A 13544-nucleotide genomic window follows, 5' to 3' on the forward strand; every position below is an offset into this window, starting at 1 on the left:
GGACGGGGCCGCAGGCGGAGGGCGGGGCAGGCGGGGAGGGGCACCGCAGACGGAGCGACAGCGGGTGAGACGGGGCGGTCCAGGAGTGTGGCAGTCAAGGAGTGGCGGGCAGGAGGGAGACCTCGCCGGTGGTGAGGGTGTAGAGCGCCCCGGTCACCGCGATCCGGCCGGAGGCCACGGCCGGGGCCAGAAGCGGGTCGGCGCGCAGGGTCGTCACGGTGCGGCGGACGTGGCGGCGTACGGCCAGGGGCTGCACCTGCGGGTCGTCCAGCCCCACCTCGGTCACGGCGGGCGCGATCCGGTCGATCAGGTGGGCCAGCGCACCGGGCGGGCGACGGCCGGTCCGCAGCGTGTCGACCGTCGCGGCCACCGCGCCGCAGCGTTCGTGGCCGAGCACCATCACCAGGGGTACGCCCAGCACGTCCACGACGTATTCGATCGAGCCGAGGACCGCGCGGTCGAGTACGTGGCCGCCGGTGCGGATGACGCAGATCGAGCCGAAGGTCTGGTCGAAGATCGCCTCCAGTGGCACCCGTGAGTCGATGCATCCGAGCAGGACGGCGTACGGCTGCTGGTCGCCGGAGGCGCTCGCGGCGGCGGCGGTGACGTCGTGTCCGTGCACCGGCTGGCCGCTGACGAAGCGCCGGTTGCCGGCGAGCAGGTCGGCCAGGGCGGCCCGAGGGGTCCCGCCGGCCGCCCGGTCGTCCGGTCGGGGGTCGGCCGTCCGTGGCATCGCCATGGTCTCAGCGTGACCGCATCGTCCCGTCGAGGTGCCCGGTTCCGGGATCTTCTCAGGACCCCGATTCGCGTGGTCTCATGACGGGTAGCCGGTGTTACCACCGGGTATTCCCGGTGTTACGCATCCGCGTGTGCCTGGGGAGGTGGCGATGCCAGATCCGGTCGAGATACGACTGGGCGACGACGTACGCCTGCACGTGGACATCGACGGACCGGCGGATGCCGAGGTCACGGCGGTGTTGCTGCACGGCTGGACGCTGGACGGGCGTAGCTGGCACCGGCAGGTGGCGGCGCTGCGCGCGGCGCACCGGTCGGTGCGGGTGGTCAGCTACGACGCGCGCGGCCACGGTCGGTCGAGTTGCATGACGCTGCCCACGGCGACGCTGGCGCAGCTCGGCGACGACCTCGCCGCCGTGCTGGACACGGTGGCGCCGACCGGGCGGGTGGTGCTGGCGGGGCACTCCATGGGCGGCATGACGATCATGGAGTACGCGCACCGGCACCCGGGGCACTTCGCCCGCCGGGTGGCCGGCCTGGTCTTCGTCTCGACCACCGCCGAGGGGCACACGCACACCGTCTACGGGTTGTCGCCCCGGATCGCCCGGATCATCCGGCTGGCCGAGACCACCGGCGCCGGGGTGCTCGCCCGCTGCGGGGCCTGGCGTCCGCCCCGGGCCCTGCTGCGCGCGCTGCAGCCCAGCATCCGCTGGATGCTCTTCGGGGACCGCTGCGACCCGACTGACATCCGCCTGGTCACCTCGGCGGTGGCGCGCGCCTCGCTGCGCTCGATCGGCGGCTTCCGGGCCTCCTTCGGCGCCCAGCACCGGCTGGAGACGCTGGCCGCGCTGGCGGACCTGCCGGCAGCGGCGCTGGTCGGCGACCGGGACCGGCTCACCCCGCCGCCGTGCGCGGAGTCGATCGCCGCCGCGCTGCCGGCCACCGAGCTGACCGTCTGCCCCGGCGCCGGGCACATGTTGATGATGGAGCGTCCCGAGGAGGTGACCGGCGCCCTCTCCGGCGTCCTGGGTCAGGTGCTCGCCGACGCCGGACGCACCGGTGGCCGCTCCGCCGCCGGCCGTACCCGCCGCCGCTAGTGCGGTGTCCAGGAACGTTGGCGGTGTCGCGGCGAGGTCCAGGCGGCGGTCCGGCAAGGCGGAGTCGGGCCTGGATACCGGTGTTGTATCCAGGCCCGACTCCAACGCCGCCGGTCGTCGTCTGGACCCGGCGCGGCCCGGTGAACGTTTCTGGACACCGCACTGGAGATCGCACCCGGACACGGTGCCTCCGCGCGCCCGCGACGTGGGGCGTAATCTCGTGCGGTTGGCCGGGCCGGCGTGACGAGGAGAACGAAGCGGTGGACCAGAGCACCCTGGACCGGGAGATCGCCGTCGAGCAGCGGCATCTCGACCGGGTGTACGCACGACTGGCCGAGCTGCGACGCGCGGCGGTCCGCGCCGAGCGGGACGGCTACCGGCTGGCCCGGGTCGGCAACTTCGGCGCGCTGGTCGAGCGGGACGCGATGGTGTTCCACGCCGCGCAGCGCCGCCACGTGCTCGACGCCGAGTACGAGGGGCTCGTCTTCGGCCGTCTCGACCTGCGCGACGGGCAGGTGTTCCACGTCGGGCGGCTCGGTATCCGCGACGAGGACGCCGCCACGCTGGTGGTCGACTGGCGTGCCCCGGCCGCCGCCCCCTTCTACCAGGCCACCCCGGCCGAGCCGCTCGGCGTGGTACGCCGCCGGACGATCCAGTCCAGCCGGGAGCGGGTCACCCGGATCGAGGACGACCTGCTCGACCCGGACGCCGCACCGGCGGAGATGGCGGTGGTGGGCGACGGCGCGCTGCTGGCCAACCTGTCCCGGGCCACCGGCCGGGGGATGCGCGACATCGTGGCGACCATCCAGCGCGAGCAGGACGAGGCGATCCGCTCCCCCGGTTCCGGGGTCACGCTGGTCTCCGGCGGGCCGGGCACCGGCAAGACGGCGGTGGCGCTGCACCGCGCCGCGTACCTGCTCTACTCCGACCGCAGCCGGTATGCCGGCGGCGGCATCCTGGTGGTCGGCCCCTCCTCGGTCTTCGTCGAGTACATCGCCTCGGTCCTGCCGTCCCTCGGCGAGGAGACCGCCACGCTGCACTCGCTGGGCACGCTCTTTCCCGGGCTGGTCGCCACCCGCACCGACCCGGTCGACGTGGCGGCGGTCAAGGGGTCGCTGCGGATGCGCCGGTTGCTGGAACGGGCGGCCCGGGACGGCGTACCCGACTCCCCGCCCGAGCTGCGGCTGCTCTACCGGGGGCAGTTGCTGCGGCTGGAGCGGGCCGAGCTGGACGCCATCCGGGAACGGGCGTTGGCCCGGGGCGCGCGGCGTAACGAGGTACGCCGGGCCGGCTTCGACGGCGTCCTGGCGGCGCTCTGGGCACAGGCCCGCCGGTTGGGTGTCGCCCGGTTGCCCGAGCAGCGGGCCTTCGAGGACGAGTTGATCGACCGGACGGACTTCCGGGACTTCCTCAAGGCGTGGTGGCCCCGCCTGCATCCCCGGCACGTGCTCGGCTGGCTGGCCGATCCGGAACGGCTGCGCCGGTACGCCGCCGGGCTGCTGTCCCGCGCCGAGATCCGGCTGCTGGAGCAGGCGTACCGGGGGCTGGCCGCCGAGGGTCCGACGGTGGCCGACGCGGCGCTGCTCGACGAGCTGGACGCGTTGCTCGGCAAGCCGGTGCGTCCGGCCCGCCAGAAGCGCGACCCGTTCCAGCTCGCCGGTGGGGTTCGTGAGCTGAGCACGTACGCCGACCGGCAGCGGGCCGCCCGCCAGGCGGCGCGGGAGCGGCCGGAGGACTACCGCGACTACGCGCACGTGGTGGTGGACGAGTCGCAGGACGTGTCACCGATGCAGTGGCGCATGATCGGCCGGCGCGGTCGGCTGGCCTCGTGGACGGTGGTGGGCGACCCGGCGCAGACCGCGTGGACGGGTGATCCGCAGGAGCTGTCCCGGGCCCGGGACCAGGCGTTGGGTCGTCGTCGGCGGCACCGGTTCACGCTCACCACGAACTACCGCAACTCGGCGGAGATCTTCGCGGTGGCAGCGGCCGAGATCCGCCGGGCGTACCCGGACCTGTCCCTGCCCACCGCCGTGCGGACCACCGGGGTCGACCCGGTGGATCTGGTGGTGCCGGCGGCCGAGTTGGCGGCCGGCGTGACGTCCGCCGCGAGCGCGCTGCTCGGCGAGGTCGAGGGCACCGTCGGGGTGATCACGCCGGTGCCGCGTCGGGACGAGGTCGCGGCCTGGCTGGGTGGGCTCGGCGGCGAGCGTCTCCAGGTGGTGACCAGCCTGGAGGCCAAGGGCATGGAGTACGACGGCGTGGTGCTGGTCGCCCCCGGCGAGATCCGCGCCGATCCCGGCTCCGGTGTCCGTACGCTCTACGTCGCCCTGTCCCGGGCCACCCAGCGGCTGACCACGATCGAACCGACAGGCTGAGCCCGGAGGCCACCGACCTCGCTTGGCGAAAAAGCAACAAACATACCTTATGTCTGGTTTACTCGTGATCAGGGGAACACCAGGAGTCACACCGGCTGCACGGGTCCCACCAGCACCGGTAGGCTCGGACCCGGCCTCCGCCAGGCGGCACTCGACGGTGCCGGCGGTGACCGCCGCCTAATCGCCCGCCAGGGCGAACCGGGGAACCATGTTCCAGGGGTGCATCCGCGTCCAGCGGTAGGGATCTTCCGTCCCGAACCCGTCAGCTAACCCGGTCGGCGGCTGACGGAAGGACATGTGCATGCCAGCAGTGGCAACCGTGAGACCGGCCGCCCGTATGGCGGCCCTGATAGCCGCGGGGCTCGCCCTTGCCCTGGGCGCCGCGCTGGCGCCGTTCAGCGCCGCCTCCGCGGCTCCCGGTGACGTCGGCGACGAGGGCGGCACCCCGGCGCTGCGCGCCCAGTTGGAGGCGGCCAGCAAGGGTTACCTCGACGCCAAGACCGCCCTCGACCGCTCGGTCGACCGGCAGAAGAAGCTGGCCGAGCAGCTCACCACGACCGAGGGCCAGCTCACCGAACGCAGCACCAAGGTCGCCGAGATCGCCGCGCAGGCGTACCGCAGCGGCCGACTCGGTGCCGCGTCGGCGCTGCTCAACAGCGGATCCCCGGCCGGCTTCATGGACCGCGCGGCGGCACTGGACGCGGTGGCGGCCAACGAGGAGCGCGCCCTGCGCGACCTGCGGGCCAGCCGGGACGAGGTCGGCAAGACCAAGCAGGCCCTCGACGTCGAGGTGCAGGAGCAGCGCAAGCAGGTGGCCGTGATGGCCAAGCGCAAGGAGCAGGCCGAGCGTTCGCTGACGGTGGCCGAGGAACGGGAGGAGCGGGCAGCCGAGCGGGCCGCGGCGGAGGAGCGGGCCAGTCGGGCCCCGGCACGCAGCGGCGGTTCCAGCAGCCCCACGGCCAAGCCGGCGCCCCGCAACTCCAACGGCTCCTGGCCGGCCGAGTCGTGCAGCGTCAACGACCCCACGCCGGCCAACGGCTGCATCACCCCGCGCACCCTGCACGCGCTCAACCAGGCCAAGGCCGCCGGCTTCACCCGGTATGTCTCCTGCTACCGCGCTGGCGGCTCGGGTGAGCACCCGAAGGGGCGGGCCTGCGACTTCGCGGCGCAGAAGAACGGCTTCGGCGGGGCCGCCACCGGCGGCGACCGGACGTACGGCAACAACCTGGCGGCGTTCTACGTCAACAACGCCGACCGTCTCGCCGTGCTCTACGTGATCTGGTACAAGCAGATCTGGCTGCCCAGCAGCGGCTGGCGGACGTACAGCGGCGCGCGTGGTGACCCCTCCAGCGACCACACCAACCACGTGCACCTCTCGGTGTACTGACCCGCACGACACGCCGGGTGGCTGCCCTCACGGGTGGGTCCACCCGGCGTCGTCGTTCCCGCACCCCGACGCGCCCGCCTCGAATCCACCCGCCCGTCGCCGCGCGCTCTCGCGCCACCTTGGTTACCGTCGACATCGAAGCGGACATTTCGTGGCGACCGGGAGGAACGGTTATGAGCGGACCGCAGCGGACCCAGTGCGACGGTGTGTCGTGAGCGCGGCGACCGGCCATGTGATGGTCTTCGCGCCGACCCCCCTGCTCACGGTCACCATCGACCAGCCCAACGAGACGCCGGAACTGCACCTGCACCCCGGCGGTCAGGGCGTCTGGCAGGCCCGGATGGTGCTGTCCCACGGTGTCGACGTGGTGCTCTGCACCGCGCTCGGCGGCGAGATCGGGCAGGTGCTGGAGCCGTTGCTCGTCAGCGAGGGCGTCGACCTCAAGGTGGTGGCGCGGGACTCCGGCGGCAGCGGCGGGTACGTGCACGACCGCCGGGACGGCACCCGGCAGGAACTCGTCGACGTGACCGGGCAGCCGCTGAGCCGGCACGAGCTGGACGAGCTCTACAACCTGGCGCTCGGCGAGGGACTGCGCGCGGCGGTGAGCATCCTGAGCGGCCCGAACGACCCGTCGCTGGTCCCCGCCGACCTGTACCGCCGCTTCGCCGCCGACCTCGGCGCCAACGGCAGCCGGGTCGTGGTGGACCTCTGCGGCGACCACCTCACGGCAGTGCTGGAGAGCGGGGTCTTCTTCGTCAAGGTCAGCCACGAGGAGCTGATCGCCGACGGCCTCGCGACCGACGACGACGAGGAGCAGCTCACCCGGGCGATGCACGACCTGCACGCCAACGGTGCCGAGAACGTGGTGGTCAGCCGCGCCGACAAGCCCGCGCTGGCCCTCGTCGACGGCGAGGTCTTCGAGGTGCGGATGCCGCGCCTGGAGGCGGCCGACCCGCGCGGTGCGGGTGACTCGATGACCGCCAGCGTGGCCGCCGTGGTGGCGCGCGGCGGCGACGTACGCACCGCGATCCGGACCGGCGCGGCGGCCGGCGCGCTCAACGTCACCCGGCACGGGCTGGGCACCGGGCGGCTCGACTCGATCACCGGGCTGGTGGACCGGGTACGCCTGGAGCCCGCCGGAGTCCGCCGGCAGGAACGCACCACCCCCGACGAGTTGGCCCACCGGGTGGGTGGCGCATGACGCTGCGGGTGCTGATCACCAACGACGACGGGATCGCCGCGCCGGGTATCCAGGCGCTGGCCCGGGCCGCCGTCGACCGGGGGTTGGACGTGGTGGTCGCCGCGCCGCTGGAGGAGGCGAGCGGCACCAGCGCCGCGATGAGCGCGCTGGAGCAGGACGGGCAGGTGGTGGTCCGTGAGCATCCGCTGCCGGAGCTGGCCGGGGTGCCGGCTTTCGGGGTCGGCGGGTCCCCCGGTTTCATCGCGTTGATCGCCGTGCACGGCGCGTTCGGGCCGCCGCCGTCGGTGCTGCTCTCCGGGATCAACCGGGGGGCGAACGCCGGTCGGGCGGTGTTGCACTCCGGCACCGTGGGTGCGGCGTTCACCGCCGCCGCCAACGGCTGCCGGGCGTTGGCGGTGTCGCTGGACGTGCTCTCCGTCGGTGAGGCGACCGCCGTCAGCGGAGGCGCCGCGGTGGCCGCCGCGGCCCGGGTACGCGACGCCGAACGGAACTGGGACACCGCCGCCCACGTGGCCCTGGACCTGCTCCCCCGGCTGACCGCCGGACCGGTGGAGAGCGTGCTCAACGTCAACTCGCCGGACGTGCCGCTGGAGCGGCTGCGGGGCGTACGCCGGGCGGGGCTGGCGACCTTCGGCCAGGTGCAGATGACCGTTGCCGAGTCCGGCCACGGTTTCGTGCGTACCGCGCTGGAGGAGCCCGGTCAGTCGGTGCAGCCCGGGACCGACCTGGCGTGGCTCGCCGACGGGTACGCCACGGTGACGGCGGTCCGCGCCGTCACCGAGGTGTCCGACGTGAACCTGTCCGGCCTCGACGGCGACTGACGGTCAGCCGCCGGGAAGGACCTCGGGGGTGGCGGCGGCGCCGGCGTAGTACGGCTCCGGCGCGCCGAAGAGACCGAGCAGCCCGGTCACCCAGAGCTGTCGGTGCACGAACCGGCTGGGTTCGGTGACGATCAGCTTCACGCCGCTGACCTCAGCCGTCTGGAAACCGGCGACCATCGCGCTGATGCCCACCGAGTCGATGAAGGTGACCAGCCGCATGTTGAGCTCGATCCGGGCCGGCCGCCCCTTGGCCAGCACTTCGGCGATGGCCTCTTTCACCTCGTACGCGGTGTCGACGTCGATCTCGCCCCGAGGGGCGATCTCGATGACACCACCGGGCCGAACCGTCTGCAGGATCGACAGGCTCACGCGAGCACCTCCACTCGCCCGTACGACGGGCGCCTCATCAGTACGCGGGCCGCGACCGAGAGTATTCCTCCGACGGCCTCGGTCGCCACCCCTCGGGATGAGCAATTCGCGGACATCGGCATGTCAAATCACCCATATCCAAACTTATACGTCCTATCACTCGGTGCGAACCGGGGCTCGCACCGACGAACCAGGGTAGCGGGCCGAGGCTCGCCCGTCCGATATCCGGCACCCCGGCGTGCCCCCACATCCGGCGGCCTGACCTGCGACCGTCCGGTGCCGGTGGCGGAGTGTGCCTAGCATCACCGGTGACGACCACGACGAAGGGACGACGGATGCTTCGTAGGCTCGCCGGTCTGGCCGGCGTCAGCGCCCTGCTCGCCCTCCTGCTCGCCTGCGGGTTCGGCGGCGGAGGCGATGACGACGATGACGATGACGACGACTTCGCCCGCGCGGCGGTCGTCGCGGTGGTGTCCCCGAGCTGATCCGCACCGTCCGGGCGCGCCGACCGTGAGCGGCACCGACGACGCGCACGCGGGTTTGCGGCGGTGTCCGGCGGGGCACAGCGTCGGTGGCGAACCGCCGACGTCCGAGGTCTGACCTGGCCACCGGCTTCGGCACTGTCGAGGAGGGAACCACATGTTCGGAAGCAACCTGCTGGACCGTCGCAGCAAGCCGGAGCAGATCACGGACCAGGCGTGGCAACACCTCGTCTCGGCCGGCGACAACATCCGGGACGCCGCCCGTTCGGCCCGGCACACCTCGGCCGGCTTCGCCGACGACGCCGGTGACCTGGTCGGATCGGCCGCCGAGGAGGCGCGGCACCGGGCCAGCGTGGCCTTCGACGCGCTCGCCGGACGTCGTCCCGCGCTGCCCTGGACCCTGCTGATCGGCGCGGCCCTGGTCGGTGCCGCGATCGGCTGGGCCGCCGGCAGTGCCGCGCGGGCCGCCGGCAGCCGGGACCGGGCCACCGACGACATCGAGTTCGTCGACGTCGAGCGCCCCGACTCCCCCGCCGGTCCGCTGACCTGACGGAGATGTAAGGAAGGGTCCCCTGCTAACGCCTCGTGCATAGCAGGGGACCCTTCCTTACATCTGTGCGCGACGTCTCGCCAGAACAGCTGTGCGCGACGTCTCGCCAGAACACCTGTGCGCGACGTCTCGCCCGACGCGGGTGAGGCCGGATCACCCGCGCCTCGACCAGGCTCGGTCCCGGCGGACCGGCACCGGTCCGCAGCCGCCACCGCGAGAGGAGCGAGGAGATGGTCGGCATCTCGACGATCCAGCGCACCGACGAGCGCATCCGGAGCGCGGTGCTCGACGAACTCGACTGGGAGCCCCGGGTCCGGCCGCACGAGATCGGGGTGACCGTCGCGGAGGGCGTGGTGACGCTGACCGGACGGGTGGACGGGTACGCCAAGAAGTGGGCGGCGGAACAGGCCGCCCACCGGGTCGCCCAGGTCCGGGCCGTCGCCAACGACCTCGCCGTGCACACGGCCACCGGTGCGGAGCGCACCGACCCGGAGATCGCCGCCGCCGTGACGCACGCCCTCCAGTGGCACGCGTTCGTGCCGGTCGAGCAGATCGACGTGACGGTCTCGCAGGGCTGGGTCACCCTGCACGGCGAGGTCGAGTGGGAGTACCAACGGCGGGCTGCCCAGCAGGCGGTCGCCGAGCTCGGCGGCGTACGCGGGGTGAGCGACGGTCTCGTCGTGCGGCCCTCGGTACGCCCCGACGGTGCCGAACTGGCCGAGCGGATCGTCGACGCGCTGGCCCGCAACCGGGCCACCGAGGCCGAACAGGTCACGGTACGCGTACACGGCGACACGGTGCTGCTGGGCGGACTGGTGCACTCGATGCCCGAGCGCGCCGAGGTCGAACGGGTCGTCTGGTCCGCTCCCGGCATCCGCGAGGTGCAGAACCACATCGCGGTGGCCCCGGTGCTGGGCTGAGCCGTCCTGCGGCAACCACCCCGGCCGGGTGACCCCGCCTCACCCGGCCGGACAGCAGACTGGCGGGTATGACCGATCGGCTGACCACGCCATTGCAGGTCACTGCGCGGCTCCGCACACCCGTCACGGAGCACGACCACGTCCGGGGCCCGGTGGACGCGCCGGTGACGATCGTCGAGTACGGCGACTTCCAGTGCCCGTTCTGCGGCACCGCCCACCGCGACCTCCAGGAGGTTCTGCGGCAGCGGCCCGACAGCGTCCGACTCGTCTACCGGCACTTCCCCATCGCCAACATCCACCCGTACGCGGAACGGGCCGCCGAGGCGGCGGAGGCCGCCGGTCGGCGCGGACGGTTCTGGGAGATGCACGACTGGCTCTACGAGCACCAGGACCAGCTCGACCCGGTGCACCTGACGCTCGGCATCGAGCAGCTCGACCTGCCGGTCGACGAGGTGGACGCGGAGATCGGGCGGCACGCCGGTGGTGACCGGATCCGGCAGGACTTCGTCGGCGCGATCCGCAGCGGCGTGGACGCCAGCCCCACCCTGTTCGTCAACGGTGACCGCCACGACGGCGACGTCGACCTGGGCACCCTCCTGACCGTGGTCGACGACGCCACCGGCTGAGGCCGGGCGGTGTCGACGGTGGCGGGTGAGCGTCCGACCCGCCACCGTCGGCTGTCCGGATCAGATGAGGCGCAGTTGGCGGGCCCGGCGTACGGCGTCCCGACGGCGGGTGGCGTCCAGCTTGCGATAGATGTTGCGCACGTGCGTCTTGACGGTGTTCACCGAGACGGACAGCTCGGCCGCGATCTCCACGTTGGAGAGGATGCTCTGCAGGTACCGCAGGATGGTCAGCTCCCGCTCGGTCAACGGCTCGTCCAGTGTCGCCGACGACGCGCCGACCGGACTCCGCTCGTCCGGCACCTCGACGGCACGGACCAGGTCACTGACCGTCGGCCAGTGTGCCGTGCCGGAGTCCAGGTGGGCGACGAGCAGGTCACGCAGGCCCGGCTCGGCTCGGGTGAACGGTCGCCGGTACCCGTCCGGGCCCGCCAGGTCGAGCGCCTGCTCCACCGTCCGGCCGGCCCGCCGCCCGTCCCCGCTCCGGGCCGCGAGCACCGCGTCGAGCAGCGCGGCGTCCAGGCGCACCGGCAGGGGCCAGTCGGCCGACGACGGCGCGGACCACTCCGGCAGCAGGCGGGCGGCGGCGCGGAGGTCGCCGGCCCGCAGCTCGACCCGGGCGGCGGCCACCGCCAGCGCGGCGGCCGGCGGATCCGCGTGGTCACCGGCCAGGTCCCGGGCCGTCGGCAGGTCACCCCGCGTGCCGTGCAGGTCCGCCTCGGCCGCCCGGAGCCGGACAGCCAGCTCGCCGCCCCGGCCGGACCAGCGACTCCGGGCCTCCACCAGCAGCCGGTGGGCCACCGCGAGATCCCCCTCGTCGCCGCGCAGGTGGGCCCGACACCAGGCCGCCACCGTGCCGGCTGCCGCCTCCTCGCCCGCCGGTGCCGCCAGGGCCAGGTTCGCCTCGGCCTCCGCAGGCTGGTCCCGATGCAGCGCCACCAGTGCCAACGCCAGATGGGCGTAGCCGCAGTCGAGCTGCGCCGACCAGCCCCGGCAGGGCGGCAGGGCCAGCGCCGCGCGGGCCGCCTCCTCGGCCGCACGCAGCTCGCCGCGCAGCGCCGCGAGCAGCGCCCACCGGCTGGCGCAGACCAGTTCGGTGCGGGGTCGACCGGCCGTCCGGGCCGCCGCCAGCGCCGACGCGAACCCGCTCGCCGCAGCGGCCAGCTCACCGGCGCCGAGGGCGAGCAGAGCCGAGGCCGTACCGGCCACCGCCCGCACGTCGGCGTCGTCCCCGGTGCCGGCCCGTGGGTCGTCGGCGCGGACCGTCGCGCCCCCGTCCGGAGCGACGAGGGCGTGCCGCCCCGCCGTGGCCTCCGCGACGGCGGGCTCCGCGACAGCGGACGTTGCGACGGGCGATGCGACAGCGGGCGATGCGGCGGCGGGGCGGGTGGCGAGCAGGCGGGCGGCGGTGGCGCGTACCGCCTCGGGGTCGCCGGCCAGCCGGGCCAGGGTGAGCTCGACGGCGGCGACCAGCCGGGCGAACCGGCTGCGGCGCGGCTCCGGCAGGGCCTCGGCGTGCCCGGCGGCCAGGCGCAGGTGCTGGTGGGCCGCGTCGGCGTCGTCGTCGAGGGCCCGCTGGGCGGCGCAGGCCAGCGCCAGTTCCGGGTCCCGTGACACCGCCTCCGCCGGGGGCGGCGCGGGCACCGGCCCGGTCGGGCCACCCCGGTCGTACGCCAACTCCGGCCAGCCGGTCACGAAGAGGTCGGTCGCGGTCGTCCAGTCGCCGCCGACGAGCGCGTGCCGCAGCGCGTCCGCCGGTCGGCTGTTGCCGGCATACCAGCTCGCCGCGCGCAGGTGCAGGTCACGCTGTTCCTCGGCGGGCAACCGGGCCAGTTCGCGGCGCAGCAGGTCGGCCAGGAGCGGATGGCACCTGTACCAGACCGGACGGCCACCGTCGGGGTGCAGCAGCCCGACGTCCTCGGCGAGCGCGCCGAGCCGCCCCTCCGCGTCGGTGTCGCCGGTCAGCGCCACCGCCAGCCCGGCGCAGACGGTGTCGGTGACCGCCGCGCGGCGCAGCAGGTCCCGATCCGCCGGTTCCAGCCCGGCGAGCACCTCCTCACGCAGGTAGCCGGCGATCGCCGGCTGGTCCGCGCCGAGCTGGGTGATCCACCGGTCCGGGTCCGGTTGCCCGTGCAGCGCGAGCGCCGTGATCCGCAGGGCCGCCGCCCAGCCCTCGGTACGCTCGCGCAGCCGCTCGACGGCGGCGGCCGGCACCGCCACGCCGTGCGCGGTCAGCAGGTCGGCCACCTCGTCGGCGGTGAAGGCCAGGTCACCCGGACCGATCTCGGTCAGTTCACCGGCCAGCCGCAGCCGGTGCACCGCCAGCGGCAGGCCCGCGCGCCCGGCCGCCACCACCCGCAGCCGCTGCTCGGTGTGGCGCAGCAGGAACTCCAGTCCGGCCAGGGCGGCCGGATCGGTGACGCGGTGCAGGTCGTCCAGGACCAGCACCACGGGTCGCTCCCGGGCGGCCAGGGCGGCGGCGAGCACCTCCAGCTCGTCCGGGCGCGGGGCGCGGTCGGGCACCGGCGTCGCGGCCGGGTCCCCTCCCGGGTCCGCGACCGATCGCAGCGCCGCCGCCAGGTACGACCAGAGGCGGTCGCTGTCGTCGCCCGCCTCCACCGAGATCCAGGCCGGTGCCGGGGCGTCCGGGTCGGCCTCGGTCACGGCCTGCCGCCACGACGCGAGGAGCGTGGTCTTGCCCCAACCGGCGGGCGCACGGACCAGCGTGACCGGGGACGCCACCCCCTCGTCCAGCAGTCGGGCCAGCCGGGGGCGCAGCACCACCGGTCTCGGCAGCACGGCAGGCGTCAGCCGCGACGCCAGCAGGGGCGGGCCGGCCGGTACGCCGACCGCCCCGGCGGTCCGTACGGTGCTGCGGTCATCCGGCATCCGGCCCACCCCCACGGACGCGTATCCCTCCCCCGGTCCTGCGGCGGGCGGTTACCCCACCGGCAGCGGTTCACCCCTTCGGGGCGAGTCGGGTT

At 74.2% G+C, this 13544-nt stretch carries 12 protein-coding genes and 1 riboswitch; of the genes, 9 read left to right on the forward strand and 3 right to left on the reverse strand.

What is annotated here, in order from left to right:
* Nucleotides 1–94: 94 nt before the first annotated feature.
* Nucleotides 95–739: a carbonic anhydrase gene (locus ACFYTT_RS24550; protein WP_387262596.1), complete on the reverse strand. Its 645-nt coding sequence runs from the start codon at nt 737–739 to the stop codon at nt 95–97.
* Nucleotides 740–887: 148 nt separating this feature from the next.
* Between ACFYTT_RS24550 and ACFYTT_RS24555 the strand changes: the two genes are divergently transcribed.
* From ACFYTT_RS24555 to surE, 5 genes are all read left to right on the forward strand, one after another.
* Nucleotides 888–1832 (forward strand): alpha/beta fold hydrolase, encoded by a 945-nt coding sequence (locus ACFYTT_RS24555; RefSeq protein ID WP_387262599.1) that lies wholly within the window; start codon nt 888–890, stop codon nt 1830–1832.
* Between the two features lie 260 nt (nt 1833–2092).
* Entirely contained in the window at nt 2093–4207 is a 2115-nt protein-coding gene (locus ACFYTT_RS24560) for a HelD family protein (RefSeq protein ID WP_387262603.1), read from the forward strand.
* Between the two features lie 164 nt (nt 4208–4371).
* Nucleotides 4372–4504, forward strand: a riboswitch (cyclic di-AMP (ydaO/yuaA leader).
* Nucleotides 4505–4508: 4 nt separating this feature from the next.
* Entirely contained in the window at nt 4509–5594 is a 1086-nt protein-coding gene (locus tag ACFYTT_RS24565; RefSeq protein ID WP_131054397.1) for a hypothetical protein, read from the forward strand.
* A gap of 235 nt (nt 5595–5829) precedes the next feature.
* Nucleotides 5830–6795 carry a 1-phosphofructokinase family hexose kinase gene (locus ACFYTT_RS24570; protein ID WP_131054400.1) on the forward strand — a complete coding sequence of 322 codons (966 nt, stop codon included), beginning with the start codon at nt 5830–5832 and terminating at the stop codon, nt 6793–6795.
* Complete coding sequence (surE, locus tag ACFYTT_RS24575) at nt 6792–7616, forward strand: 5'/3'-nucleotidase SurE (protein ID WP_387262607.1); 825 nt, start codon at nt 6792–6794, stop codon at nt 7614–7616. The genes ACFYTT_RS24570 and surE overlap by 4 nt, the downstream gene beginning before the upstream one ends.
* Nucleotides 7617–7619: 3 nt before the next feature.
* On the opposite strand, the gene ACFYTT_RS24580 is transcribed toward surE, so the two are convergent.
* A complete protein-coding gene (locus ACFYTT_RS24580; protein ID WP_131054395.1) occupies nt 7620–7985 on the reverse strand; it encodes an STAS domain-containing protein in 366 nt (121 codons plus the stop codon).
* Between the two features lie 335 nt (nt 7986–8320).
* On the opposite strand from ACFYTT_RS24580, the gene ACFYTT_RS24585 reads away from it, so the two are divergent.
* The 4 genes from ACFYTT_RS24585 (at nt 8321) to ACFYTT_RS24600 (ending at nt 10563) form a co-directional block, all read left to right on the forward strand.
* Nucleotides 8321–8470 (forward strand): hypothetical protein, encoded by a 150-nt coding sequence (locus ACFYTT_RS24585; RefSeq protein WP_161595001.1) that lies wholly within the window; start codon nt 8321–8323, stop codon nt 8468–8470.
* A gap of 154 nt (nt 8471–8624) precedes the next feature.
* A complete protein-coding gene (locus ACFYTT_RS24590; protein ID WP_387262610.1) occupies nt 8625–9017 on the forward strand; it encodes a hypothetical protein in 393 nt (130 codons plus the stop codon).
* A 230-nt stretch (nt 9018–9247) separates the two neighbouring features.
* Nucleotides 9248–9937, forward strand: coding sequence for a BON domain-containing protein (locus tag ACFYTT_RS24595; RefSeq protein WP_176094995.1), 690 nt, complete (start codon nt 9248–9250; stop codon nt 9935–9937).
* Nucleotides 9938–10017: 80 nt separating this feature from the next.
* Nucleotides 10018–10563 (forward strand): DsbA family protein, encoded by a 546-nt coding sequence (locus tag ACFYTT_RS24600; protein WP_131054399.1) that lies wholly within the window; start codon nt 10018–10020, stop codon nt 10561–10563.
* Between the two features lie 60 nt (nt 10564–10623).
* On the opposite strand, the gene ACFYTT_RS24605 is transcribed toward ACFYTT_RS24600, so the two are convergent.
* Complete coding sequence (locus ACFYTT_RS24605) at nt 10624–13449, reverse strand: LuxR C-terminal-related transcriptional regulator (protein WP_387262614.1); 2826 nt, start codon at nt 13447–13449, stop codon at nt 10624–10626.
* Between the last annotated feature and the right edge of the window lie 95 nt (nt 13450–13544).

The organism is Micromonospora sp. NPDC003816 (genome assembly GCF_042874705.1).
In the GTDB taxonomy this organism is placed as follows: domain Bacteria; phylum Actinomycetota; class Actinomycetes; order Mycobacteriales; family Micromonosporaceae; genus Micromonospora.

What these genes read in the sequence shown, in the direction of transcription:
- ACFYTT_RS24595 (WP_176094995.1), top strand. Translation starts at nt 9,248, where the DNA reads ATGGTCGGCATCTCGACGATCCAGCGCACCGACGAGCGCATCCGGAGC.
- ACFYTT_RS24555 (WP_387262599.1), top strand. Translation starts at nt 888, where the DNA reads ATGCCAGATCCGGTCGAGATACGACTGGGCGACGACGTACGCCTGCAC.
- ACFYTT_RS24590 (WP_387262610.1), top strand. Translation starts at nt 8,625, where the DNA reads ATGTTCGGAAGCAACCTGCTGGACCGTCGCAGCAAGCCGGAGCAGATC.
- ACFYTT_RS24550 (WP_387262596.1), bottom strand. Translation starts at nt 739, where the DNA reads ATGGCGATGCCACGGACGGCCGACCCCCGACCGGACGACCGGGCGGCC.
- ACFYTT_RS24570 (WP_131054400.1), top strand. Translation starts at nt 5,830, where the DNA reads ATGGTCTTCGCGCCGACCCCCCTGCTCACGGTCACCATCGACCAGCCC.
- ACFYTT_RS24585 (WP_161595001.1), top strand. Translation starts at nt 8,321, where the DNA reads ATGCTTCGTAGGCTCGCCGGTCTGGCCGGCGTCAGCGCCCTGCTCGCC.
- ACFYTT_RS24605 (WP_387262614.1), bottom strand. Translation starts at nt 13,449, where the DNA reads ATGCCGGATGACCGCAGCACCGTACGGACCGCCGGGGCGGTCGGCGTA.
- ACFYTT_RS24565 (WP_131054397.1), top strand. Translation starts at nt 4,509, where the DNA reads ATGCCAGCAGTGGCAACCGTGAGACCGGCCGCCCGTATGGCGGCCCTG.
- surE (WP_387262607.1), top strand. Translation starts at nt 6,792, where the DNA reads ATGACGCTGCGGGTGCTGATCACCAACGACGACGGGATCGCCGCGCCG.